Origin of the sequence: Microbacterium keratanolyticum, assembly GCF_016907255.1 — a bacterium.
Taxonomy (GTDB): domain Bacteria; phylum Actinomycetota; class Actinomycetes; order Actinomycetales; family Microbacteriaceae; genus Microbacterium; species Microbacterium keratanolyticum.
Genome location: NZ_JAFBBQ010000001.1, coordinates 1454517 through 1479134, shown reverse-complemented (window position 1 = coordinate 1479134; position 24618 = coordinate 1454517). Strand labels below are relative to the sequence as shown.

At 65.3% G+C, this 24618-nt stretch carries 24 protein-coding genes; 9 read left to right on the top strand and 15 right to left on the bottom strand.

Annotated features, from left to right (window positions below):
* Positions 1–86: 86 nt before the first annotated feature.
* Positions 87–1514: a CCA tRNA nucleotidyltransferase gene (locus JOD62_RS07045; RefSeq protein WP_204938590.1), complete on the bottom strand. Its 1428-nt coding sequence runs from the start codon at positions 1512–1514 to the stop codon at positions 87–89.
* Positions 1515–1589: 75 nt separating this feature from the next.
* Entirely contained in the window at positions 1590–1883 is a 294-nt protein-coding gene (locus tag JOD62_RS07040; RefSeq protein WP_204938589.1) for a hypothetical protein, read from the bottom strand.
* 69 nt (positions 1884–1952) lie between these two features.
* On the opposite strand from JOD62_RS07040, the gene JOD62_RS07035 reads away from it, so the two are divergent.
* Positions 1953–3743: an alkaline phosphatase family protein gene (locus tag JOD62_RS07035; protein ID WP_204938588.1), complete on the top strand. Its 1791-nt coding sequence runs from the start codon at positions 1953–1955 to the stop codon at positions 3741–3743.
* A 12-nt stretch (positions 3744–3755) separates the two neighbouring features.
* Here JOD62_RS07035 and JOD62_RS07030 read toward each other — a convergent pair whose 3' ends face one another.
* Positions 3756–4385, bottom strand: a complete 630-nt coding sequence (locus JOD62_RS07030; RefSeq protein WP_204938587.1) for a TetR/AcrR family transcriptional regulator — start codon at positions 4383–4385, stop codon at positions 3756–3758.
* A 72-nt stretch (positions 4386–4457) separates the two neighbouring features.
* Between JOD62_RS07030 and JOD62_RS07025 the strand changes: the two genes are divergently transcribed.
* From JOD62_RS07025 to JOD62_RS07015, 3 genes are read left to right on the top strand one after another with little or no spacing between them, the layout of a single operon-like run.
* Positions 4458–5690 carry an FAD-dependent oxidoreductase gene (locus tag JOD62_RS07025; RefSeq protein ID WP_204938586.1) on the top strand — a complete coding sequence of 411 codons (1233 nt, stop codon included), beginning with the start codon at positions 4458–4460 and terminating at the stop codon, positions 5688–5690.
* Positions 5691–5700: 10 nt separating this feature from the next.
* Complete coding sequence (locus JOD62_RS07020; RefSeq protein WP_204938585.1) at positions 5701–6189, top strand: GNAT family N-acetyltransferase; 489 nt, start codon at positions 5701–5703, stop codon at positions 6187–6189.
* Positions 6186–6515, top strand: coding sequence for a hypothetical protein (locus JOD62_RS07015; RefSeq protein WP_204938584.1), 330 nt, complete (start codon positions 6186–6188; stop codon positions 6513–6515). Before JOD62_RS07020 ends, JOD62_RS07015 begins: the two co-directional genes overlap by 4 nt.
* Before the next feature lie 97 nt (positions 6516–6612).
* Here JOD62_RS07015 and JOD62_RS07010 read toward each other — a convergent pair whose 3' ends face one another.
* From JOD62_RS07010 to JOD62_RS07000, 3 genes are all read right to left on the bottom strand, one after another.
* On the bottom strand, positions 6613–7086 hold the full coding sequence (locus JOD62_RS07010; RefSeq protein ID WP_204938583.1) for a hypothetical protein: 474 nt from the start codon (positions 7084–7086) through the stop codon (positions 6613–6615).
* Between the two features lie 255 nt (positions 7087–7341).
* Positions 7342–8400 (bottom strand): LLM class flavin-dependent oxidoreductase, encoded by a 1059-nt coding sequence (locus JOD62_RS07005; protein WP_204938582.1) that lies wholly within the window; start codon positions 8398–8400, stop codon positions 7342–7344.
* 43 nt (positions 8401–8443) lie between these two features.
* Entirely contained in the window at positions 8444–9949 is a 1506-nt protein-coding gene (locus tag JOD62_RS07000; RefSeq protein WP_271171471.1) for a DUF7059 domain-containing protein, read from the bottom strand.
* A 103-nt stretch (positions 9950–10052) separates the two neighbouring features.
* Between JOD62_RS07000 and JOD62_RS06995 the strand changes: the two genes are divergently transcribed.
* From JOD62_RS06995 to trxA, 4 genes are all read left to right on the top strand, one after another.
* The gene (locus tag JOD62_RS06995) at positions 10053–12176 is read left to right on the top strand and encodes a DUF6049 family protein (protein ID WP_204938581.1); all 2124 of its coding nucleotides are present in this window, start codon (positions 10053–10055) and stop codon (positions 12174–12176) included.
* A gap of 7 nt (positions 12177–12183) precedes the next feature.
* On the top strand, positions 12184–13812 hold the full coding sequence (gene murJ, locus JOD62_RS06990) for a murein biosynthesis integral membrane protein MurJ (RefSeq protein ID WP_204938580.1): 1629 nt from the start codon (positions 12184–12186) through the stop codon (positions 13810–13812).
* 119 nt (positions 13813–13931) lie between these two features.
* Positions 13932–14885 (top strand): thioredoxin-disulfide reductase, encoded by a 954-nt coding sequence (trxB, locus tag JOD62_RS06985; protein ID WP_204938579.1) that lies wholly within the window; start codon positions 13932–13934, stop codon positions 14883–14885.
* 81 nt (positions 14886–14966) lie between these two features.
* Positions 14967–15290 carry a thioredoxin gene (gene trxA / locus JOD62_RS06980; protein WP_204938578.1) on the top strand — a complete coding sequence of 108 codons (324 nt, stop codon included), beginning with the start codon at positions 14967–14969 and terminating at the stop codon, positions 15288–15290.
* A gap of 1461 nt (positions 15291–16751) precedes the next feature.
* Here trxA and JOD62_RS06975 read toward each other — a convergent pair.
* From JOD62_RS06975 to rpmH, 9 genes are all read right to left on the bottom strand, one after another.
* Complete coding sequence (locus JOD62_RS06975) at positions 16752–17090, bottom strand: tryptophan synthase subunit alpha (protein WP_378786226.1); 339 nt, start codon at positions 17088–17090, stop codon at positions 16752–16754.
* 315 nt (positions 17091–17405) lie between these two features.
* Positions 17406–18362: a ParB/RepB/Spo0J family partition protein gene (locus JOD62_RS06970; RefSeq protein ID WP_204938576.1), complete on the bottom strand. Its 957-nt coding sequence runs from the start codon at positions 18360–18362 to the stop codon at positions 17406–17408.
* Entirely contained in the window at positions 18362–19291 is a 930-nt protein-coding gene (locus JOD62_RS06965) for a ParA family protein (RefSeq protein WP_204940104.1), read from the bottom strand. The genes JOD62_RS06970 and JOD62_RS06965 overlap by 1 nt, the downstream gene beginning before the upstream one ends.
* A 107-nt stretch (positions 19292–19398) precedes the next feature.
* Positions 19399–20034 carry a 16S rRNA (guanine(527)-N(7))-methyltransferase RsmG gene (gene rsmG, locus JOD62_RS06960; protein ID WP_204938575.1) on the bottom strand — a complete coding sequence of 212 codons (636 nt, stop codon included), beginning with the start codon at positions 20032–20034 and terminating at the stop codon, positions 19399–19401.
* A 32-nt stretch (positions 20035–20066) separates the two neighbouring features.
* Positions 20067–20576 carry a Jag family protein gene (locus tag JOD62_RS06955; RefSeq protein WP_407666006.1) on the bottom strand — a complete coding sequence of 170 codons (510 nt, stop codon included), beginning with the start codon at positions 20574–20576 and terminating at the stop codon, positions 20067–20069.
* Positions 20573–21640, bottom strand: coding sequence for a membrane protein insertase YidC (gene yidC / locus JOD62_RS06950; RefSeq protein ID WP_204938574.1), 1068 nt, complete (start codon positions 21638–21640; stop codon positions 20573–20575). Before yidC ends, JOD62_RS06955 begins: the two co-directional genes overlap by 4 nt.
* A gap of 3 nt (positions 21641–21643) precedes the next feature.
* Complete coding sequence (gene yidD / locus JOD62_RS06945) at positions 21644–21994, bottom strand: membrane protein insertion efficiency factor YidD (RefSeq protein WP_204938573.1); 351 nt, start codon at positions 21992–21994, stop codon at positions 21644–21646.
* Positions 21991–22326: a ribonuclease P protein component gene (gene rnpA / locus JOD62_RS06940; RefSeq protein ID WP_204938572.1), complete on the bottom strand. Its 336-nt coding sequence runs from the start codon at positions 22324–22326 to the stop codon at positions 21991–21993. The genes yidD and rnpA overlap by 4 nt, the downstream gene beginning before the upstream one ends.
* Before the next feature lie 5 nt (positions 22327–22331).
* Positions 22332–22469 carry a 50S ribosomal protein L34 gene (rpmH, locus tag JOD62_RS06935; RefSeq protein ID WP_058724833.1) on the bottom strand — a complete coding sequence of 46 codons (138 nt, stop codon included), beginning with the start codon at positions 22467–22469 and terminating at the stop codon, positions 22332–22334.
* A 296-nt stretch (positions 22470–22765) separates the two neighbouring features.
* On the opposite strand from rpmH, the gene dnaA reads away from it, so the two are divergent.
* Positions 22766–24163 carry a chromosomal replication initiator protein DnaA gene (gene dnaA, locus JOD62_RS06930; protein ID WP_204938571.1) on the top strand — a complete coding sequence of 466 codons (1398 nt, stop codon included), beginning with the start codon at positions 22766–22768 and terminating at the stop codon, positions 24161–24163.
* Positions 24164–24618: the final 455 nt, after the last annotated feature.

Here is a 24618-nt window from a genome sequence, read left to right as displayed (position 1 = left end):
CTACGCACTGCCGGTGGCAAGCATCTCTTTCGGATCGCACGCCAGATCGGCGAGAATCCGCGGAAACACGGGCTGTCGGGAGCGGGTCAGCCGCGCGCGGCCCACCATTCGCGCAGGCGCTGCTCGGCAGCATCCGCTCCGATCGCACCCTCGTCGAGGCGCAGCTCCATCAGGAACTTGTAGGCCTCGCCGACCTCACGGCCGGGGCTGATGCCCAGGATCTGCTGGATCTGGTTGCCGTCGAGATCAGGGCGGATCGCGTCGAGCTCTTCCTGCTCACGTAGCGCGGCGATGCGCTTCTCGATGTCGTCGTACGCGGCGGCGAGCCGCTTGGCCTTGCGCTTGTTGCGCGTCGTGACATCGGCGCGGGTGAGGATATGCAGGCGCTCCAGCTGATCGCCGGCATCGCGCACGTAGCGGCGCACCGCCGCATCCGTCCACGCCCCCTCCGCGTAGCCGAAGAAACGCAGATGCAGCTCGATCAGCTTCGACACCGCGTCAGTCGTGTCTTTGTCGAAGCGCAGACTCTGCAGGCGCTTGCGCGCCATGCGGGAACCGACGACATCGTGGTGGTGGAACGAGACCGCTCCCCCGTCTTCCAGCTTGCGGGTGCGGGGCTTGCCGATATCGTGCAGCAGCACGGCCAGGCGCAGCGCCGCATCCGGCGCCGCCTCTGGGTGTCGCGCGCGCTCCAGCGCGATGGCCTGTTCCAGCGCCGTGAGCGAGTGCTCGTAGACGTCTTTGTGGTGGTGGTGCTCGTCGACCTCCAGGCGCAGCGCCGAGACCTCGGGAAGGAACTCTTCGATGAGTCCGGTGTCGACCAGGACGCGGATGCCTCGCACCGGGTCATCTGTCTGCAACAGTTTGACGAGCTCGCCCTGCACACGCTCGGGGCTGACGATGCTGAGCGTCGACCGTAACTCGGTGATCGCATCCAGCGTGGCCTGCTCGATGTCGAAACCGAGCTGCGCACTGAAGCGGGCGCCGCGCAGCATCCGCAGCGGATCGTCGCCGAAGCTGACCGCCGGATCCGTCGGGGTGCGCAGCGCGCGCGCCACGAGGTCTTCCACGCCGCCGGTCGGATCGATCAGGCGAACCTGCGGCACCTGCAGCGCCATCGCGTTCACCGTGAAGTCGCGGCGTAGCAGGTCACCGTCGATCGTGTCGCCGAATTCGACAGTGGGCTTACGCGTCAGCCCGTCGTAGCTGTCCGCGCGGTACGTCGTGATCTCGACCTGCTCGCCCTGCACACGGGCGCCGATCGTGCCGAATTCGCGGCCGATGTCCCACTGGGTGCTGGAGATCGGAGTGACGATGCGGAGGATGTCATCCGGCATCGCATTCGTCGTGAAGTCGAGGTCATTCGTGGCCCGGCCCAGCAGTGCATCGCGCACGGGCCCCCCGACGACGGCGAGGTCATAGCCCTCGGCCGCAAAGGCCTCGGCGAGGGTGCGAACGACCGGATTCTCCGCGAGCGCGCGAAGACGGACGAGTCCCTCGGCCATATTGAGCATGGATTCCAGCGTACCGGGGTCTCGCCGTGCGCACCCGTCGGGCGGATGCGTCCCGGCGAAGTCGATCCGCCAGGATCAGGTCAGCGGCGTCACGCCGCGTGCCTGGTCGACGGCGGTATTGCGCTGCGTCATCAGCCGCATCAGCAGGGCCATCATCGTGAACCCTCCGATGGCCGCGACGCCGAGCAGGATCCACAGGCCGACATCCGGATCGATCACCTCGACGCCGTAGATGAGCACTCCGAGGAGGGCGAGCAACCCACCCTCGATGATCGCGAAGAGGATGAAGAAGCGATTCTGCTTCGCGGCGTACTCCTGCTGCACGGCACGGACGCGTCCGGCGACGGTGGTGTCATCGAGTTCGCTCACGCGCCCCACCCTAGGCGACCTCGCTCAGACGCGCACCCCCTGCCTCCGCGCACTCAATAGAATCTGCCCATGACCACGCCCCCGCGCGACAACGACACCACCGGCGAAGACGCCGCTGCCGACGCATCCGCGAAGAAGACCTCGCGCCGCGACTTCTTCAAGTTCGGCGGCATCGCCGCTGCCGGTGCAGCGGTCGGCGGTGTCGGCGGCGCGGCCATCGGGGCATCCATCGGCCACCGCGAGGGCTTCCTCGAAGCACAGCACGATTTCGGTGCACTCTCTCCCCGGCACGTGCCCGGCTTCGACCACATCGTGGTCCTCATGGGCGAGAACCGCTCCTTCGACAACCTGCTCGGCTACCTCTACACGAGCAAGAACCTCCCGAAAGGGCAGACCTTCAACGGGCTCGCCTTCGGCGACTACGGCAACTTCGCGCCCGACGGCGTGACCTGGGTTCCCGCGCACATCTACGAGGGTCCGACCGACACGATCATGGGCTGGCCCGACCCCGACCCGGGCGAGGAGTACCCGCACGTCAACACCCAGATCTTCAACACCGTCGAGCCCGCCACCAACGCGGCGTTGTTCGTCGAAGGTATGAAGCATCCGTTCAACACACCGCAGAACGGCGAGCAGGCCACCATGGGTGGCTTCCTGCACGACTACATCATCAACTACACGCGGTTGAAGAAGGGCGTCGAGCCCTCGATCGATGCGGCCCGCCACATCATGGGCTCGTTCTCGCCCGAGATGCTTCCGACGCTGTCGACGCTCGCCCGTGAATTCGCGGTGTTCGACAACTGGTTCGCCGCGGTGCCGTCGCAGACCTTCTGCAATCGCTCGTTCTTTCACGCGTCCACCTCGCACGGCTTCGTGACGAACAAGCACGGCGGCGGCTACGACAAGTGGCTCGATGCCAAGCCCGAGCCGACGATCTTCAACCGCCTGGAAGAGGCCGGTCTCAGCTGGAAGATCTACATCGACAAGCTGCAGATGGTCTCTTACACGGGCGTCCTGCACGCGCCCGTGCTGGAGCAGTACTGGAAGACCGACCACTTCGGCACGATGGAGGACTTCTACGCCGACGTCGAGAACGGCACCCTCCCTGTCTACGCGTTCATCGAACCGCGCATGGTCTACAACCACAACGATTTCCACCCGCCGTTCGGCAAGCTGCACGAGAGCGAGGTCAACGGCGAGATGGTCATCAACAGCGCGCACTCCGACGTGCGTGCCGGTGACCAGCTGGTGCACGAGGTCTACGACGCCATCCGGCTGAGCAAGACCCCCAAGGGGTCCAACGCCCTCAACACTCTCTTCCTGATCACGTTCGATGAACACGGCGGATGCTACGACCACGTCGTTCCGCCGGCAGCCACTCCCCCGGTCGTCGGCGATGACCCGGGCGAGATGGGGTTCGAGTTCGATCGACTCGGATGCCGCGTGCCGGCGATCGCCGTCTCGGCCTACACCCGGCGAGGCACCGTGATCAACGACGAGATGCACCACGGCGCCGTCATCGCAACGCTGAGCCGACTGCACGGTCTCAAGCCACTGACTCGCCGGGACGCGACGGCGAACGACCTGTTCAGCGTCGTGAACCTGGACAAGCCGCGGCATCCGGCCGACTGGCCCGAGACCACACCGGCCTTCACCCCGACCAACCCCCAGGCGACACCGCCGCATCCGGCACACGCGCATAAGACCAAGCCGCTGACCCCGCCCGCGCACGGACTCCTCGGACTGCTTCTCGCTCGCTTCGGGATGCCCGACGAAGAGATCCCGCAGACCTTCGGGCAGGCCTACGACCTGCTCAACACGCACGGGCAGGGCCTCTTCGGCCCTCCCGGAGAGGTGTAGTCCGGCAGGATCTCACACCGCGGACCGGTCTTCCCGACGCAGAAGACGGCGCAGCAGTCGAGCAGGTTCGGTCTCGTCGATGCCGACGTCAGCGCCCCGATGCCCTCCGTGCGCGAGCACCCACTGATCGACGGTGCGCAGGACCGCGAAGACGATCTGCGCCTGAAGATCGAGGGGCAGATCATCGCGCACCTGTCCCGCGCGCCTCCCGGCGCCGAGAACGTCGTGCACCCAGCGACCGACGCTCGCAAGAAACTGCTGCTGCACCCCCACGGCACCGTCGGGCTGCGCAGCGAAGAGATCGCCGAGACGCTGCAGCGCAGCATCCGCCACGCTCACCTCTGCAAGTTCCGCCAGCACGACATCGACGCGCTCCCAGAAGTCGTCGCCCGCGAAGCTCTCGGCCGCGGGGGCGGTCCAGCGGCGCGCCACATCGTCGAGCAGACTCTGCGTCACGAGGTCGATGAGCGCAGCCTTCGAATCGACGAAGTGGTAGAAGGAGCTCTTGCTCATCCCCGCCGCACCGATGATCCGGTTCAGGGAGGCGCCCTCGATGCCGACGCGCGAGATCTCGTCGACTGTCGCACGCACGAGGGTGTCGAGCCGCTGATCGCGAATGCGGTGCCCGGGTGTCTCTGTCATCCTCCACAGCCTACTGGACCACCCAGTCCAGATGTGCGTATATTTTGGACCACCCGGTCCAAAGGAGATTCCATGCTCACCGCCACCCCCTTGTCCGTCCAGATCGATGCCCAGCACGACGATCGCCTCCGCGTTCTGATCGCCGGCGCGGGCATCGCCGGGCTCACCCTCGCGGCTCTGCTGCGCCGACAGGGACTGCATCCGGTGCTCATCGAACGGATGCCGCAGATGGCTCACCCGGGCTACATGCTCGCCCTCATGCCGATGGTCGATGCGGCCTTCGACGAAATCGGATGCCACGACGACTACGTCGCCCGCAGCACTCCCATCGCGACATACGCGGCGCGCTCGCATCGCGGGCGACTGATGCGATCCGACGACTTCAGCGCCCTGCTGGCGATGCACGGCGAGTACCGGGGCATCGATCGCGGCGCGCTCCTCGAAGTGCTCACGTCCGACGGATGCCCGGTCGCCTTCGGCACCACCATCGAGGCCGTGGCGCAGATGGGCAACACGACCGACGTGCGCTTCGCGACCGACGAGAGCCCGACGGAGGCATCCTTCGACCTTGTCGTCGTGGCGGAGGGACTGAACTCCCGTACACGCGAACTGCTCGACACGGGAGAGGTCTCGCGCGTCGACACGGGCTGGGGCGGCTGGGTCTCCTGGGTCGATCCGGCGGGCGTCACCGATCTGGGCGAAGAGGTCTGGGGCGACGGCTTCTTCCTCGGCGCGTACCCCGTGCGAGGCCGCCTCGGCGTCTTCCTCGGCGGCTCGAACCACGACACCGCCGTCGGTCTGCCCGAGTTCGCGGAACGCGTGCGCGCCGCGGCACCCGAGATGGGCGAGCGCCTGCGTGCCGTGCTCGACGGCGTCGTGGCGAGCCCCGATCCGTACTACTGGGCGCTGACCGACGTCCGCGCGGAGCGCTGGGTCACCCCGGGCGCGGTGCTGCTCGGCGACGCGGCCGCAGGATTCCTGCCCACCGCCGGCATCGGCGCCGGGATGGCAATCGAGTCCGCGTGGACTCTGGGGCGGATGCTGCGCGACACCGACCGCTCGACGCTGCAACCCGTTCTTGAAGAGTGGGAGCGCGTGCAGAAGCCCCGCGTCGAATCTGCGCAAGACAACTCCCGCATGCTCGCGCGCCTCATGTTCCGACGCGGGCGACTGATCGCCTGGATGCGCGAGACGATCACGCGGATGCTGACAGTTCGCGCGGTGCTCGGACCCATCGCGCGCCTGGTGGCAGCGCAACCCGATCCGGATGCCGCGGCGCAGCGCGCACGGGTGCCCGCCCCCTAGGGTGGTCTGCATGATCGCCGTCGCCGACTTCGCCGACCCGGACCTCGCGCGATTCCTGCAGGAGCATCTGGACGACCTCACCCCCACCGCACCCGCCGAGAGCCGACATGCATTCGATCTCAGCGCTCTGCAGCAGCCCCATGTGCGTATGTGGGTGGCCCGCGACGGCGAGCAGATCATCGGAACGGTCGCCCTCGCCGGAATCGATGCAGACCACGAGGAGCTGAAGAGCATGCGCACCGCACCCGCACGACGAGGGCAGGGCGTCGCCTCACGCCTGCTCGCACACGCGCTCGACGATGCCCGCCGTCGCGGAGTCGCTCAGGTGTCGCTGGAGACCGGAAGCATGGAGTTCTTCTCTGCGGCGCGCGCACTGTACGCCCGCGCCGGTTTCATCGAATGCGCGCCGTTCGGGGACTACACCGACGACCCGCACAGCGTCTTCATGACGAACTCCCTGGGGCCGAATCCGGATGATCCTGCGAGACTGAGCGCATGACGGCGACCGACTCCTGGGGCATCGACGAGCTCGACGGCCAGACGCACACACTCGTCACCCGCGAGATCTCCGGGTGGGAGGTCATGATCGGCGGCGGGCCGGAGCAGTTCATCGTGACAGCCACGCGCGATTCCGGTCAGCGCATCGCGAACGCTCTGACCTCGACCGAGCCCGACGATGACGATGACACCGTCGATCTGACCGTCGGCGGGCAGGCCGTCGACTACCCCGCCGAGTATGTGCTCACCCGCGACGAAGTGCTGTCGGCGATCGCCGAACTCGAGTCCGGTGTCTTCACCGAGGGACGCTGGGAGCAGATCGGCTGACGCGGTATGGCCATGAGGCTCAAAACGCATCGGCTGGACGTGTGAGCTCCGACGCTGAGCAACTCGGTCAGATCTGACCTCGAGCAGTCCCGCCGACTTAGAAGATGAAGCTCACCGCGCCAGAGAGACTGACCGTCGAGTTGTCGTCGAAGGTCAGGGTGTAATGGACGGACGTATCGTAGCTCGCGCCAGAGGCAGGGGCACTGCCCGCCCACGCAAAAGCGACCCCAAATTGCCGCGTCTCATTCACCGCCATCGGCGTCGCAAGGTTCGCAATGGAGGTCGTTCCCCCGAAGCCGGCCGTCATCGGCGCCTGCACGGAGATGGTGCTCTCCGCAGCACCCACCCCCGCCACCGCCAGTGACCCGTATTTGGGTCCGTTGAAGCTCATCGGCCCACTGATCACCGCCGTGGCACTCACCAGCGTCCGCGGAATCGAGCCATTCGTCACGTCGAGCAGCGATGGGAAGGAGTAAGGTGCCTGCACCATCCTGACCTGGTTCGGGTTTCCGAAGACGCCGATGCCCCGTCCATTTCCAGGCGTTGTCGACCCAGTAGAGGTGATGGTCATCGTGGCCGCCGTGGGCTCGGTCGAAGCAGCGGCCAGGGGGGTCGATGCGGCGACCGCAATCACGGGTACCGACCAGGCGCCCGCGCGTACGAGGGTACGGCGGGTGAGAGTCGGATTCTGGGGTCGTTCGTGGGTCATGAGTTCCTCAATACTCAGGGGGGCGATCAGCCAATATATGGCTCTGCCTTTTGCTGAGTTCCCACCCGTCCACGAACTCATACGTGGATTGCTCGCTCGGTGCGCGATCTGAAGTTGTCAGGGCACGGCGTCGCCCTGCACCGGTCCCTCTGTGTTGGGCTTCCAGCCGAGTTCTGGTGCGACGTACTTCGCGAACGACTCGAGCACATGCAGGTTGTACTCGGGCCCGAGCTGGTTCGGAATCGTGAGCATGAGTGTGTCTGCGGCCATGACCGCCTCGTCCTCGCGCAGCTGCCGGATCAGCTCATCGGGTTCCGCCGCATAGGTCTTCCCGAAGGTCGAGCGCAGCCCGTCGATCACGCCGATCTGATCGCCGTTCTCGGCATTGCGCAAACCGAAGTAGGCGCGGTCTTTGTCGCTGATCAGCGGGAAGACGCTCCGGCTCACCGAGACGCGGGGACGCCGGGTGTGGCCCGCCTCCTTGAACGCGGCACGGAAGATGTCGATCTGCTTCCGCTGCAGCACGTGGAATGGCTCGCCGGTCGCCTCGGTGACGAGCGTCGAACTCATCATGTTGAGTCCCTGACGGCCCGTCTCACCCGCGGTCGCACTCGATCCGGAACCCCACCAGATCCGCTCCCGCAATCCCGGGGAGTGCGGCTCAACCGGCAGGTACTGACCGGCTCCGACCATCCGGGGGTCACCGGGCGCGAACCGCTCTCCCTCGATCGCGCGAAGGAACAGGTCGAACTTCTCGCGGGCGAGCACGCTGCCGCGCTCCTTGTCGTCCGCGTCCTCGAAGCCGAAGGTCTCGTACCCGCGCAGCGCGGTCTCAGGTGAACCGCGGCTCACACCGAGGGCGATCCGGCCGTCGGCGATGTAGTCGAGGGCTGCGGCCTCCTCGGCGAACTGGAACGGGTTCTCGTAGCGCATGTCGATCACGCCGGTGCCGACCTCGATGCGCTTCGTGCGTGCTGCCATGGCCGACAGGAGGGGCATCGGGGATGCTGCCTGCTTCGCCCAGTGGTGCACACGTACGTACGCGCCATTGACACCGATCTCATCGGCGCCCTCGGCGATCTCGATGGTCTGCTTCAGCATGTCTCCGGCGGTACGCGTCAGCGAACCCTGCACGTTGCCGTAGTGCCCGAACGAGAGGAATCCGAATGCCTTCATGTTCTATGCGAACGCATGAAGGCTCGGACTATTCCCCGGCCGTCTACTCCGCGGCGAGGAATCCGTCGACGACGAGCGCGCGGATCCGCGGTTCGAGGTCGGCCCAGAGTTCGGGGAGCGGCACCTCGAACAGGTCCGCGAGCGCGCCCACGATCTGCGCGACCGTCAGCTCTCCGTCACAGGCTCCGACGAACGCCGCGAGCGCGGAATCCACCGAAAGGGTGCGCGCGAAGCCGCCGCCCTGACGCAGCTCGATCACGCTGGGGTTCTCGGCGCCGGGCAGGTGGTGGCGGGCCTCTGTGACATCGGATGCCACGACAAGACGCTCCGGCATGCCCGCGTTGAGCGCGTCGTGTCCGCGCAGTCCGTCGCGCAGCGCGCGCCCGACACCGGAGACGCCCTGGGCCAGCGACTCGAAGCGTCTCAGCGGTGGCGCCGCGGGGTCCTTCGGTCGGCGCAGCAGCACGTAGCCGAAGCCGATCTCGTCGACAGCGCGTCCTGCGAAGTCATCGATCCATGCTTCCAGCAGCGGTTCGAACTCGGGCTCGCGCGGTGTCGTCCCGCCGTCGCGGATCCACAGTTCGGCATAGCCGATCGGCGACAGGCTCTCGCGCTCGATCACCCAGGCGTCGATGCCATCCGGGACCCATGAGCGCAGGCGTTCCATTCCGGCCACTCCCGCGCGTGCTTCCCAGTTGCCGAGCAGCTGTGCGGCCCCTCCGGGAATCAGGAACGCAGGCGCCTCACGAACGAACTTCTCCACCAGTGCGTCCCCGACGAGTCCACCATCGCGGTACTCGTACTCCGGAACGCCCTCGGCACGCGGAGTGATCACGAACGGAGGGTTCGACACGATCAGCCCGAAGGTCTCCCCCGCAACGGGTTCGAACATGCTTCCCTGGCGGAACTCGATTGTTGTGACGCCCGCGATCATCGCATTGATCTCTGCATAGGCGAGCGCCCGCGCCGAGATGTCGGTGGCGACGACGTTGGTGGCGTGCCGGGCGACGAGCAGCGCCTGAATCCCGCAGCCGGTTCCGAGGTCGAGCGCCCGTGCAACCGGCACCGGCATGACCAGCTCCGCGAGGGTGCGGGATGCTCCGCCGACGCCCAGCACATGGTCGGGCGGAAGTGCACCGCCGAGCGCCACCTCGTCCAGGTCGCTCGCGATCCACCACTCCCCGACGCCGTCCGCGTCGACGAACGACTGCGGCCGCACAAGCGCCGCCGGCACCGCCACATCATCCTCGCGATACGCGAGCCCGAGCGCTTCGAGGCCCGCGAGGCCCACGGTCGGAAGCGCCGCCTCCACAGCATCCGCAGGCTGAGGCAGCCCCACGACGAAGAAGCGGCCCAGGGTCGCCAGCGCGTCCGTACGACCTTCGATCGCCCGCAACAGCGGACCGCGGATGCCACGGCCGAACGCATCATCCGCGTCGTCACCCCACGCGCCGCGAAGCGGCTCCGATCGCAGGTCGGCGGCATCCAGATCGGCGGCGAGAGCCGCGCACAGGGCAGCATCAGGGTAGGGAGTCAGCTGTCGTCGCACTGCGTCACTCTACGCGCCTCCAGGGTTCGCATCGGCGCGCCGCCTAGAATCACAGGGCTAGGACTCTCCGCCGACGGCCACCGTGCCGCCCGATGAATTCGACATGACAGTGCCTCATCCCCCGCGTTCTCTCTCCGGTCGTCTGCGCCGCGCTGCGCACACCACCGTTGCCGCACTGACGGTACTCGCGGGCGTCTTCGCCCCGGCACTGTCCGCCACCGCCGCCACAGAGTCTCCCTCCCCGGAAACAGGCCCGGATGTCTCGATCGTGCTCGCCCCCGAGAATCAGGGGGCCTACACGTCGGGCCTGCCGCTCGCGGCAGCCATCGCGATCGACAACGACGGGGAATCCGCCGCGCCCGCCGGGCAGATCACTCTCGACCTGGGCCGCACTGCGCTCAGCGACCGCGCATCGCTTCTGGCCTGGCTGAACGACGGCACCACCGCGCAGCCTCTCTCCCCCCTCGGCGAGACAGCATCGACCGAGGTCGGCGCGGATGCGGCCGCATCCGCATCCCTTGTCGTCTCCAGCGCTCTTGTCGGCGAACTGCCCCCCGGTGTGTACCCGCTGCGCGCAACTCTCACGTTCTCTCAGACCACCGACGGTGACGCGCTCGACCCCGTGACCGCGCAGAGTGCCATCATCGTGTCCGCGACCGGTTCGACAGCAGACAGCGCGGTGAGCGCCCTCGTGCCGATCACCGCGAACCCCAGCGGCAGCATCCTCAGCGCCGACGAGCTGACCGCGCTGACGGCCGCCGACGGTGCGCTCACACTGCAGCTGTCGGCGGTGGCCGGTACGGGTGCTGTGCTCGCCATCGACCCCGCGATCCCGGCGGCGATCCGGGCGCTCGGCACCGCGACCCCGCTCTCCGCGGTGGACTGGCTGCAGCGCCTCGAGACGCTTCCGAACGAGCGCTTCCTGCTGCAATTCAACGATGCCGATCTCACCGCGCAGGTCTCCGCAGGACTGGACAGCCCGCTCCAGCCGACCACGCTCGCCCCCTTCCTCGATCCCCGCGGCTTCGCGGAAACCGATGACAGCGCGACCCCCTCGCCGAGTCCCGATGCAGCCCCTGCCACGGCAGAGCTGCCCACCGACGAAGAGCTGACGGCCCTCGTCGGCGCGCGCACGAACATCTACTGGCCGCGTGGAGATATCTCCCCCGACGACCTCGCTGCCCTCTCCCGCTTCGTCACGGGCTCCGGGGATCCGGTGACAGTGCTGCCGTCGTCGAGCTTCGCAGAGGGAGCGGATGCTGCCCCGGTCGCCGTCCGCGCGGATGCGAGTGGTGCCACCGTGCTCGTCGCCGACAGCGCCTTGTCAGCCGCGCTGAGCCGCGTGGCCGCGGAGGACAACCCCCTGCACCGGGGTGCTCCGCTCGCCGAAGCCCGCGCCCTGCGCTGGTTCACCGACCCTCAGGCGTCGCTCCTCGTCGCTTTCGATCGCAACGAGAACCGTTCCGCGGACGGCCTGAGAGACGCACTCACTGCGCTCTCCGGTGGACACACCGGAACGCTCGCGGAGCTGCTGTCGGCCTCCCCCGCGCTCGTTTCCGTGTCCAGCGAGTCCTCCGCGGTGCGCGCCGCATCCGTCACGACCCTGCTCGACGGAGAGGCCCAGATCCGTGACTTTGCGACGATCCTCGCTGACCCCGCGCAGCTCACCGCGCGTGAGCGTCTGTCGATTCTGAGTCTCCTCGCCGTGGGCGAGCATTCAACCGACGAAGATTACTCGGCGGCATTCGGGGCGCACCGCCAGACCACGACAGAAACCCTCAATGCCGTCGGCATCCAGCCGTCCAACCCGATCCTCATCAGCTCCTCCGTCGACGTCCCGGCATGGCTGCGCAACGACCTTCCCTACCCGGTCACGGTTCAGCTCGACGCCCGTCCGAGCGATCCGCGTCTTGAGGTCGACGGCATGATGACGATCGAAGGTGCCGCGGCGACCACGACGCGCATCAAGATTCCCGTGACCGCCCGCATCGCCAGCGGCGAGGTCGACCTCATCATGGACCTGACCAGCCCCACCGGCGTCCATATCGGCACCACCCAGGTCGCACAGCTCACCGTGCGCGCCGAATGGGAGACCATCGGGCTCATCGTCTTCGGGAGCCTCGCCGTGCTGTTGATCGGTGCCGGCGTCGTCCGTACTGTCTTCCGGCGCCGCGCAGACGCCCGCACCGCTCTCGCCCAGGATGCCCCTGAGCCCACTGACCGCTAGGAGCCGCATGACTACCCCACGCACCGGAGGTCTCGGCCGAGCAAGCGCCATCCTCGCCGCAGGAACCATGGTGTCCCGCGTGACGGGGCTCATCCGCACCATCGTTCTGGTCCAGGTAATCGGCGCCGTGGGCTTTGCGTCCGACGCGTTCTCTGTCGCCAACCAGCTGCCCAACGATGTCTTCTCGTTGATCTCGGTGGGGGTGCTCACCGCGGTCATCGTTCCGCAGATCGTGCAGGCGGCGGCACACAAGGATGGCGGAAACGCCTTCATCTCGAAACTCTTCACGCTGGGCACGGTCGTGCTGCTGCTGGCTACGGCTCTCGCGCTGCTGGCGGCGCCATGGCTGGTATCCCTCGTCGCGGGTGACGCCCCCGCCGAGCAGCAGTCACTCGCCATTGCCTTCGCATACTGGTGTCTCCCGCAGATTCTGTTCTACGGCCTCTACGCGCTCATCGGCGAGACGCTCAACGCTCGCCGCATCTTCGGACCGTTCACCTGGGCGCCCATCGCGAACAACGTCATCTCGATCGCGGGCTTCGCCGTCATCCTCGTGCTCTTCGGCGGCTCGCTCACCGAACTCTCTGACTGGACGCCCGATCGCATCGCGATCCTCGGCGGCCTCAGCACTCTCGGCATTGCTGCACAGGCCGCAGTGCTGCTGCTGTTCTGGTCGAAGACCGGGCTGAAGCTGCGCCCTGATTTCCGCTGGCGGGGTGTGGGCCTGGGGAACATCGGACGACTTGCCGGCTGGACGCTCCTCATGGCTGTCGCCAGCCTCGCCGCGGGCTTCTACCAGCACCGCATCGCGATGGAGGCCTCCGGTGAGCACCCGTCGGTCATGGTGATGATGAATGCCTGGCTGATCTTCATGCTCCCCTACTCGGTCATCGTGCATTCGATCGGCACCCCGTACTTCACGCAGCTCAGTGAGCATGCCGCAGCCGGTCGCGACGACGACGTACGCGCAGACATCAGCCGCTCGATCCGAACGCTCGGCTTCTTCCTCATGGGTGCACTGGCCACCGTTTTGGCTGCCGCCGTTCCGGCGTCGCGCATCTTCACCGGTTCGCCCGAAGAAGCCGAGGCTGCTGCCCTCGTCCTCGTGGGCTACCTGGCCGGTCTTCTCTCGCTCGCGGTTCTCTTCATCGTGCAGCGCACTTTCTATGCCTACGGCGACACCCGCACGCCCTTCTTCTTCACGATCTTCCAGTGCGCACTGATCGTCGCCACGGCCTACGGCGCGATCGTTTTGTACCAGAACGACGTGATCCCTCTCTCTTCGCTGGCGGCGACCATCGCACTCGGTCAGTCCGTCGCGGGCACCGTGCAGACGATTGTCGCCACCTGGCTGCTGCACCGTCGCCTCGGCGGCATTCACACCGCCGAGTGGATGTTTGCGATCCTGCGATTCACGCTCGCCGCGGTCCCCGCGACAGCCGCTGGCTGGGGCGTTTTCCTGCTCCTCGGTGGCACACAGGGCTGGACGACAGCGAATATCTTCACCGGCGCCGCCGGGTGCATCATCATCGCTCCTGTCGTCCTCGGCGTCTATGTCGGGGCGCTCGCGTTGTTGCGCGCCCCTGAGCTTGAAGTCGCCTCGGGCGTCATCAGGCGCTTCCTCCCCGGCCGCTGATTCAGGATGCTGCCGCTGGCGCAGCATCCGCTTCCTTTCCGTTCTTCTCGCGCGCGCCCAGCGCGTGGGAATGTGCCGCGACTACCATGTGTTGAAGCACGAGAACGCTAGGAGAAGCAATGCGCCAGGTCATCATCATCGGCTCCGGTCCGGCAGGATTCACGGCGGCGATCTACGCCGCACGCGCGAACCTCGAACCGCTGCTCATCGCAAGCTCTGTGGAGGTCGGCGGAGAGCTGATGAACACGACAGAGGTCGAGAACTTCCCGGGCTTCCCGGAGGGCATCCAGGGACCCGACCTGATGGCCAAACTGCAGGCGCAGGCCGAGCGCTTCGGCACCGAGGTCGTCTACGACGATGTCACCGAGCTCGACCTCGACGGCCCCGTGAAGAAGGTCACGCTCGGCTCGGGTGCGACCCACGAAGCGTCCTCGGTCATCTACGCCACGGGCTCGGCGTACCGCAAGCTCGGCATCCCCGGCGAAGAGCGCCTCTCCGGCCACGGCGTCTCCTGGTGCGCGACCTGCGACGGCTTCTTCTTCCGCGAGCGCACGATCGCTGTCGTGGGCGGCGGCGACTCGGCCATGGAGGAGGCGACCTTCCTCACGCGCTTCGCGTCGAAGGTCTACATCATCCACCGCAAGGACACCCTCCGCGCGTCCAAGATCATGCAGGAGCGCGCCTTCGCGAACGAGAAGATCGAGTTCGTGTGGAACAGCGTCGTCGAGGAGATCCTCGGTGACGGCGAGGTCACCGGCGTGCGCCTGCGTTCGACGGTCGACGACAGCACAAGTGAGCTCGCCCTCAACGGTGTGTTCGTCGCGATCGGCAACGACCCGCGCACGCACCTCGTGCACGACAAGCTCGAGCTGACCGCCGAGGGAACCATCTGGGTCGACGGTCGCTCCTCGCGCACGTCGAAGCCCGGTGTCTTCGCCGCCGGCGACGTCATCGACCCCTCTTACCGTCAGGCGATCACCGCTGCCGGTTCGGGAACGGTGGCAGCTCTCGATGCCGAGCACTTCCTCGCTGAGCTCGGCGACGCCGCTCCCCTGGCGGCCGTCGCCAACTGAGCGGGAACACATCCGACACACCCCGTGTTGTGATCACTGTGCACCGCGCACAACGATCACACCCCATCGCAAGGAGAATCCATGACTGCCAAGGCAACCAGCCAGGCGACCTGGGCGCAGGACGTGCTCCAGGCTGAAGGTCCCGTCCTCGTCGACTTCTGGGCAGCCTGGTGCGGCCCGTGTCGAATGGTCGCGCCCATTCTCGATGAGATCCAGGCCGAGAACCCCGACAAGATCACCATCCTCAAGCTCAACGTGGATGAGAACCCTGATCTGGCCATGCAGTACCAGATCACCTCGATCCCGGCGATGAAGGTCTTCCACGGCGGCGAGGTCAAGACGACCATCATCGGCGCCAAGCCCAAGTTCGCGCTCGAGAAGGACCTCGCCGAGTTCATCGGCTGAGTCCCCTTCCCAGGGCCCGCCTCCGCGTCTCGCGGGGCGGGTCTTTTTGGTTTCACGTGAAACATGGTGAAGGTGAGATCCGCGACGACCGCCGCGAGCATCCGTGAGCGACGGAATGCTTGTGTGTAGCGAGGTCCCGGCAGTGCGGGTCCAGGACGTGCAGGGATCGTGGAGCCGGCACGGAGGCTAGCCCACTCGCGGTGCGCTCGAACGGGCGTGCATCACTGGGATCACGTCCGTCTGGCGCACTCCTCTGGCGCGCCCTCCCAGGCTCACCCGTCCGACGCAGCTGTGCTCGCGCCCAGCCCCGGGATAGCCACACCTCGCCAACCCCACCCTGGCCGACCCACGCGGGCTGACCCACCCGTGCTGGCGCGTGATGCTCGGGGCGAGTGCTCGAGAGAGGCCGAGCTGCGTCCGTCTCCCCGCGACACTCACGTGATGGTGTGCGATCATTTGCGGTCTTTGTGCCATGTCCCCTGCCACGGCGCGAGGCAGCCGGACCACGTGCGCAGCTTTACGCACGTGATCATCGAGTAGGTGTCCGTCGCGGGGACGTGATCGCTCCCTCGCGCAGAACGACCCGGTCCTCTTCTGCACTCTCCTCTGCAGCCAAGCCACCTCACTGGAACCGGGACCTCACTGCTAGCGACACCCCCACTACGCCGCCGACTCCGCCAGTAGTGCTTCGACCGTTCGCACACAACGCTCCCGACGGCGCTCACGGTGACAGCACGCCGACGCCCGTCGGAGGACGACCGTGACGGCTCCTCACGGATCGGACGCTTCGCCCATGCTTCAGACCCCGAGTTCACCTCACTCCACCTGAACGGCGAGGGATAGGGAGGAAGGCGCATAACCGCGGCGCACGTCGCACTCGACGTCTGTTCGCGAAGAAGGGACGGGGTGCCACGGGAGCACCCCCACCGACTGGCTCACGCTCTCCGCCGACATCTGATGCATCCCATGGATGTGTGCTCCGCAACCCGACCCCCGGACCAGCTCCTGCGAAGGTCGCGGAAGATGAGTATCTCTGGAACGTGCTTCGCCGTCGGCCGATCCTTCCGCGCTGACCATCTACTCGACCGTCTACTCGGACGCTGCTCCCACGTTCGCGAACGGTGAGCTGCACACTCAACTAACCGCCCGCCAACACGACTCCGCAGACGGCCCTACAGGCTCCCCACACGGGCACTCACACCCACGGGCACGCGTACACACCCACGGCAACCGGTCGGTCTCAACGCGGCGAACGCCGCTTCTCCTCACGTCATCATCGAGAGCCAGACTCGGGTGCCACATGTTTCACGTGAAGCGCGGGCGCGCTTTCACACGCGCTCATGTTTCACGTGAAGCGCAGAGGGGATGTCATACATAGTGATGTTTCACGTGAAACGGGCGATTACTCAACCCGATCCGCCTCTCATGTTTCACGTGAAACATGACCCGGGATCGAGGGGCTCAACTGGCCTGATCGGTGACGCTGGCGTGCCAGCGGCGGTGCTTCTCGCTATCGCCGAGCATGCCCCAGACGATCGTGGTGAGCTCCGGGTAGTCCAGGGCAATCTGTCGCAGCACCCGATACTGACGTGATTCATTGGGTCGCACGCCGCCGTTCGCAGCGATGTTGTCGGCGCGAAGGAGAAGAACCACCAGTTCATCGACGCTGGGCAGTTCCTCCATGAACGACCAGGGGTCCTCTCCCCCGAGCAGCCGCTCTTGGACGAGAACTGCCAGCTCGTCAGCGGCCTCCGCGCGAAGCACTTCGAGGCTCGCGCGCCGGGGTACAGAATCACTCACCATTCCAGCCTAACTGCCCACCTTCGACCGAGACTCTGAGCGCGCACATCTCGCAAGGCACGAGCCATCGCCATCGCCCCTCACCGCGCACCGCGCACCGAACGTGAGGCTTCATCGCAGGCAATCGTCAGCGGGAGGGGTGTTCACCGCACAGGAAAGGGCAAGCACGAGAAGAGAGTTATGTGTGCCCACTCCCCCGCGCACGTCTCAAAAAGGTCCCTGCGGGCGCCGTGGTCGGGTCATTCGACACCGGGCACGCGACAGTCAGGTGCCGCATCTCTGTTGCAGCACGGATCGCCGTGTGGCGAAAGCCGGTCAGCGAGCTCCGTACTCGGCCTCGCCGATCTCCTGGAGGATCCGGTTGAGGTCCTGGATCGAGGCGAAGTCGATCTTCACCTGCCCCTTGCGCGCACCCAGCGTGATCTGCACCCGCGTGTTGAGGCGGTCTCCGAGCTTGCCCGAGACCTCATCCAGGTACGCACGGCGCGCGCCGGCGGTAGGTTTCGCCGCCCGAGGAGTCGCGGCCGTGATCTGCTTCGCTGCCTCTTCGGTGGCTCGCACCGAGAGGTCTTCGTTGACGATCTTGTCAGCGAGGCGCTGCATGAGGTCTGCATCGTCCAACGACAGAATGGCTCGCGCGTGGCCTGCGCTCAACACGCCTGCGGCCACCCGCTGCTGCACAGGAACAGGCAGCTTCAGCAGGCGGATCGTGTTGCTGATCTGCGGCCGCGATCGTCCGATACGTGTCGCCAGCTCTTCCTGCGTAATACCGAAGTCCTCGAGGAGCTGCTGATACGCGGATGCTTCTTCCAGAGGATTGAGCTCCGAGCGGTGAAGGTTCTCGAGCAGAGCATCGCGCAACAGGTCTTCGTCTGCGGTGTCGCGAACGATCGCCGGGATCGACTCCAGCCCCGCTTCACGGGCGGCACGGGTACGGCGCTCACCCATGATCAGTTCATAGGCGCCCTCACCGTTGAGGCGAACCACGACGGGCTGCAGGACACCGAACTCCCGCACGCTGTGCACCAGCTCAGCGAGGTCGTCTTCCTTGAAGTGCGTACGCGGCTGACGCGGATTGGGCACGATCTCATGCGGATCCACGTGCACCAGGCGTGCGCCGGGTACCGCCAGGAGATTCTCATCCACAGCGTCCGCAGACGGAGCCGCGTCGATCTTCACGCCGGGGAAGAACACATCAACCGGCCGCTCCGTCTGATCCGACGTCGGAATGAGTGCTCCTATGCCGCGTCCCAGTCCCGTGCGCTTGGCCATCAGTTCTTTCCCTTCTTGGCGGAGCTCGTGGCCCGCCCAGCGATCTCGACCGCCGCTTCGCGGTACGCGATCGCGCCCGCAGACTGTCCATCGTAGGCAATCACAGTCTGTCCGAAGCTCGGAGCTTCAGAAACACGCACAGAACGCGGAATCACCGTGGACAGAACTTCCTGTGGGAAGTGCTCACGCACTTCATCGGCGACCTGATGCGCCAGCCGGGTGCGACCGTCGAACATCGTCAGCAGGATCGTCGAGAGATGCAGCTTCGGGTTCAGGTGCTTCTGGATCATTCGAATACTGCCCAGCAGCTGGCTCAATCCCTCGAGTGCGTAGTACTCGCACTGAATGGGTATGAAGACCTCGGTAGCAGCGGTGAACGCATTGATCGTGAGCAGCCCCAGGGACGGCGGGCAGTCGATGATCACGTAGTCGACGTGCTGCTCAGAGAGATACTCATCCAGAGCGGTCCGGAGGCGGTGTTCACGGGCGACCTGAGAAACGAGCTCGATCTCTGCGCCTGCCAGGTGAATGGTGCTGGGAGCACAGAACAGGTTCGGGGATTCCGGACTCTGCTGAACGATCTCAGACAGTGCCACGTCATTGATCAGAACATCGTAGATACTCGAGGTTTCAGCCGTGTGGGGCACCCCCAGGGCTGTGGAGGCATTCCCCTGTGGATCCAGATCGATCACGAGGACCTTTGCACCCAGGGATGCCAGCGAAGCGGCGATGTTCACCGTCGTGGTCGTCTTCCCGACGCCACCCTTCTGGTTGGAGATCGTGAAGACCCTCGTCGGGCCATCGAACGTCACTGAAACCTTCTCGAGCGAGCGTCGACGTGCCGTCAGATCAGCGAGTTCGCGAGCAAGGGGTGTGTCCGTACCAAAGCCGGGGGTTGATGTCTCATCGGACTGTTTCACGTGAAACATCCACTCCTTTCGACTGCGTTCGTATCGGAACGTGCCTTCCACTCTAACGGGAGTGACGACATGTTCTCATCGGGTGATGTTTCACGTGAAACATCACCCGAACTCCCCTATGAGGCGCGGACCTGAGCCCGGATGACGCGAGTGGTCTCTTCGATCACGCCTTCACCAAGAACTTCCACACGAACATCGCTCAGCCGGAACTTCTTGATCTGCTTTTCAGCAGCAGAAATCTCATTCGCGGCGTTCACGCCCTTGAGAACCGTGATCTCTCCTCCATCTCGCACAAGCGGGGCCGTCAGCGGAATCAGGGTGCGCAAGGCGCTGACGGCGCGAGCTGTCACGACATCAAATGCGGCGAGGGGGCGTACCTCTTCTGCGCGAGCCCGAACGACCGTCACGTTGGAGAGGTCAAGCTCCTTCACCTGCTCGTTGAGCCAGGTCACGCGCCGCTCCATGGGCTCGATCAGCGTCCACTGCACGTCCGGGCGCGCAATCGCGAGCACGATTCCCGGCAGTCCGGCGCCGGATCCGACATCCGCGACAGAACCTTGGAACAAGGGGGCAGCGATCACGCTGTTCAGAATGTGTCGGGTCCACAGGCGCGGAAGCTCCAAGGGGCCGATGAGTCCCCGCTCCTCGCCCTGATCTGCAAGCGCAGCGGTGAATGCTCGTGCCTTGTCGATCGTCGGGCCGAAGAGCTCCGCAGCGATGGCCGGCTCACGCTCCACGGGGATCTCGGTCATATCGCGGGAACCGGATGTTTCACGTGAAACATTCATCGACGGCGAATGACCGTGTGGCGGTCAGCGCCCTCACCGTAGGACTCCGAAATCAGGTTCCGCTCTGCCACGATGTCGTGCACCAGCTTGCGCTCGTAGCTCGACATGGAAGGAAGCGAAGCCTGCGAAGCGCCCTCATCGAGCTTTGCTTCCGCGTGATCCACGAGCGTCTCGAGCTGACGGCGACGCACATCGCGGGATCCGCCGATGTCGAGAATCAGGCGTGAGAAGGCGCCAGTCTTGTTCTGCACGGCGAGACGCGTGAGCTCCTGCAGCGCCTGCACCGTATCGGGAGCAGAGACGAGTCGCAGCGCGTCATCCTCTGCTTCGACCGACACGTAGGCGCGTCCCTGTCGCACATCAAGCGTCAGGTCGCCGTCGATGTCTGCGATGTCAAGGAGTCCTTCGAGGAAATCCGCCGCGACGTCGCCCTCGTGCTCAAGATCAGCGATCGTCGTGTTCGACTCCGCTGTGGAATCACTGGACCGCTCGTCAATCGTGCTCACTGAGCGTCCCCCTTCTTCTTCGCGCGCTTCTTGCCGACCGGCTGCTGGCGCTTCGGCGCGTTGGCCTTAGCCTTCTCGCTCTCCTCGAGCAGACGCTGCTGCTCAGCCTCGTACACGGCAATCGGAACGACCTTGCCCGACGAGTCGATTGCCTTGCCCTTGCGGGCCAGTCGCTCTTCACGAGCCTTAGCGGCCTCAGAGCCGGGGGTCGGCATCTCACGAATGACAAGGAACTGCTGTCCCATGGTCCAGAGGTTGCTCACGAACCAGTAGACGACGACACCGAGCGGGAAGAAGACACCGGAGAAGATGAAGCCCAGCGGCAGGATGTAGAGCATGATCTTCTGCATCTGGTACGCCTGGCCGGTCTTGGCCTCCGGCGACAGGTTCTTCGAGATGATCTGCAGCTGAGTGATGAACTGCGAGATGATCATCAGCGCGACGAGGACCACCAGCAGAATGATCGCTGCCATGTTCTGGGTCTCGATCGCTCCGCCCAGCGTGCCATGCAGCGAGACGGATCCGAAGATCGTCGCGTCGTAGAACTCCTTGGTGAGCTCAGGGCTGAGCAGACCCACACCACCCTGGCCGGTGAGTGCGTGCTTGGTCACATCGTTCAGCACGCTGAACAGAGCGAAGAAGATCGGCATCTGAACGAGCAGCGGAAGGCAGCTCGACACCGGTGTCGTGCCGTGCTTCTTGTACAGCGCCATGGTCTCGCGGCTCATGGCCTCGCGAGAGAGCTGATCCTTCTTCCCGCGGTACTTCTCCTGAACTTTTCGCAGTTCAGGAGCGATTTCCATCATCTTCCGCTGGCTCTTGATCTGCTTCACGAAGAGTGGGATCAGGGCTGCGCGAACCACGATGACAAGACCGACGATCGACAGCACCCAGGTGATGCCCGCCGCCGCCGGCAGACCGGCCAGGGTGAGCAGCCAGTGCCAGGCGACGAGGATGAGCTCGACGGCCCACTTCAGCGGCCAGAGAATCGTGCCGAGCAGATCGAACCCGCCCGCGGCCGGAGCCGGGGTGGAAGTGCTGGCCAACAGAAGGTCGAGACCCACCGATCAGTCCTTTCGGGAAGGTACGACAAACCCTCGCGGCGTGAGGGAATATCGGAAGTTCGTGCGCGGCTGCACATCATCGACGCCACCGCGCGTCCAGGGATTACATCGCAGCACGCGCCATGCCGCCAGCGCCGCGCCTTTCAACGCGCCATGCTGTTGCACCGCACCTACAGCGTAGGCGGAACAGGATGGGTAGTACGCACAGACATCTCCATACATCGGAGAGATCACTCGTCGATATGCGGCAAGAAGGCCCAGAACCAGGTTCCGCGGCACAAGCACGATCGCGCGAAGCGCGTCCTGTGCCCGGAATTCCGCCGTTCCCCGAGAGGATGCCGGCAGCGCGCTCATCTCGTACTCCGAACGAGGGCACGCTGGACGTCGTCCAGGAGTTCTGTGAAGGATGCGTCGGCCGATGACGGCAGGGCACGGATGACCACGTCTGTTCCGGCCGGAAGCGTCGACGAAAACTGCGCGCACACAGCCTTGAGCCGACGACGCACAGTGTTTCGGATGACCGCGTTGCCGACCTGCTTGCTCACGATGAAGCCGAATCGCGGTACGCGATCCTCATCGTGAGACAGCACAGAGGTCACCACGCGGGGGCCGCCGTATCGCCGACCGCGGCGAACGACCATGCGATAGTCGCTTCCACGGGTGAGCCGATACGGACGGCCGAGCACGAGGCTTACGCCGAGAGCTCGGTGCGGCCCTTCGCGCGACGCGCTGCGAGGATCGCGCGGCCGGCGCGGGTGCGCATGCGGGCGCGGAAGCCGTGCTTCTTGGCGCGACGACGGTTGTTGGGCTGGAAAGTGCGCTTGCTCATGAGTTACTCCGGAGTGTTGTCGCCGGGATCACTTCGACCGGAGACATGGTGGACAACGACTGCCATTTCAGGCATAAGTCAACCGATTAAGGCTACGTCTTCCGCTGCGGATTGGCAAACCCGCAGCATCCGCCTGTGCATTATCCACAGCCTCGGTCACCCGCGCGGAAGGAACACACCCCGCGATTTTCCGCTGACAGGTTGCCCTGACCCCCGTCGCTGACTAGCGTTGCACGAGCAGTTATCCACAGGCGGTGGAATACCCCATCCTCGCCGTTCCGAACCCCCGGAGCACCATGTCATCACCGTCGCACCCCGATGTCCCGATCTGGAATGAGCTGATCGCGGCTCTGGAAGGGGACGATCGGCTCACTCCGCAGCTATGGGGCTTTCTGAGTCTCGCGGTGCCTGCGGGTGTCATGGGTTCGACGCTGTACCTGGATGTTCCCAACGATCTCACGGCTGCGCAGATCAACAAGCGCATGCGGATGCCCATCATGGAGGCACTCGTCGGCATCGGCGACGAGGTCACGGCCTACCGCGTGGTCGTGAACCAGGAGCTCGCGGAGCAGCCCACGCTCTCGGCACCGGTGGCGGAGTTCTCCGCCCGTCAGGATGCGCAGCGCCCGGAGTCGCCGATGGAGCCGCAGCCCACTCCCCTTCGTCACGAATCCCGTCTGAACCCGAAGTACACCTTCGACAACTTCGTCATCGGACAGTCGAACCGCTTCGCACACGCCGCCGCCGTTGCTGTCGCCGAAGCGCCGGCGAAGGCATACAACCCACTGTTCATCTACGGTGACTCGGGGCTTGGCAAGACGCACCTTCTCCATGCGATCGGCGACTACGCGCAGTCGCTCTACCCGGGGGTCCGCGTTCGATACGTCTCGAGCGAGGAGTTCACGAACGACTTCATCAACTCGATCGCGAACAACCGCGGATCCGCCTTCCAGGCGCGCTACCGCGACGTCGACATCCTTCTGATCGACGACATCCAGTTCCTGCAGGGTCGCGCCGAGACGCAAGAAGCCTTCTTCCATACCTTCAACACACTTCACGACCACAACAAGCAGGTCGTGATCACGAGCGATGTCGCACCGAAGCACCTCACCGGATTCGAAGACCGGATGCGCAGCCGGTTCGAGTGGGGTCTCATCACGGATGTGCAGGCGCCCGACCTCGAGACTCGCATCGCGATCCTCCGCAAGAAGGCGCAGAGCGAAGCTCTGCACATCCCGGACGAGGTGCTCGAGTACATCGCGACCGTCGTCTCCTCCAACATCCGCGAACTCGAGGGTGCTCTCATCCGTGTCTCGGCGTTCGCGAGCCTCAACCGTTCGACGCTCGACATGTCGCTTGCGCAGACCGTTCTTCGAGACATCATCGATCAGGCGGAAGACAACATCGTCTCGCCGACGGACATCATCACGGCGACGGCCGCGTACTTCAAGCTGACGGTCGACGACCTCTACGGTTCGAGCCGTTCGCAGCAGATCGCCACAGCGCGCCAGATCGCCATGTATCTGTGCCGTGAGCGCACGAGCCTGTCGTTGCCCAAGATCGGTCAGCTCTTCGGCAACCGCGACCACACCACCGTCATGTACGCGTACAAGAAGATCAGCGACCTCATGAAGGAGCGTCGTTCGCTCTACAACCAGGTCTCCGAGATCACCACGCAGCTCGGTCGTCGCTAGATCACACAGCACGCGGATGCTGCGCAGGGCCTCCTGCGCAGCTCACAACCACGGGGCGGATCGTCAGATCCGCCCTTTTTGGTCTCTCAGAACGATTCTGCGCAGCGTCCACTCGCGCCCGTCCGACCCGCAGGATGCTTCTGAGAGGCCGAAAACGGGCTTCTGAGCGTCGAAAACGACGAGATCGCCCAAATTGCACATGTGGATAACCTGTGGATGACACGCGGTGAGGATGACAAGAAATCCCCAGATCCGATCGCTGCCTGTGGACAACCTTGTAAATCCCACGCGTGTGATTCTTCGAGTGATCCCACTGTTTCCGCAGGAAATCCACATGTCACACTCGTGTAGTTCCCTTGTCTCTCCTGGAATCCCCAGACTTATCCACAGATTCCACAGTTGTTAACACTGTTAAGAAGTTAACTCTGAAGAGGGCGATCGATCACCTTGGGAGG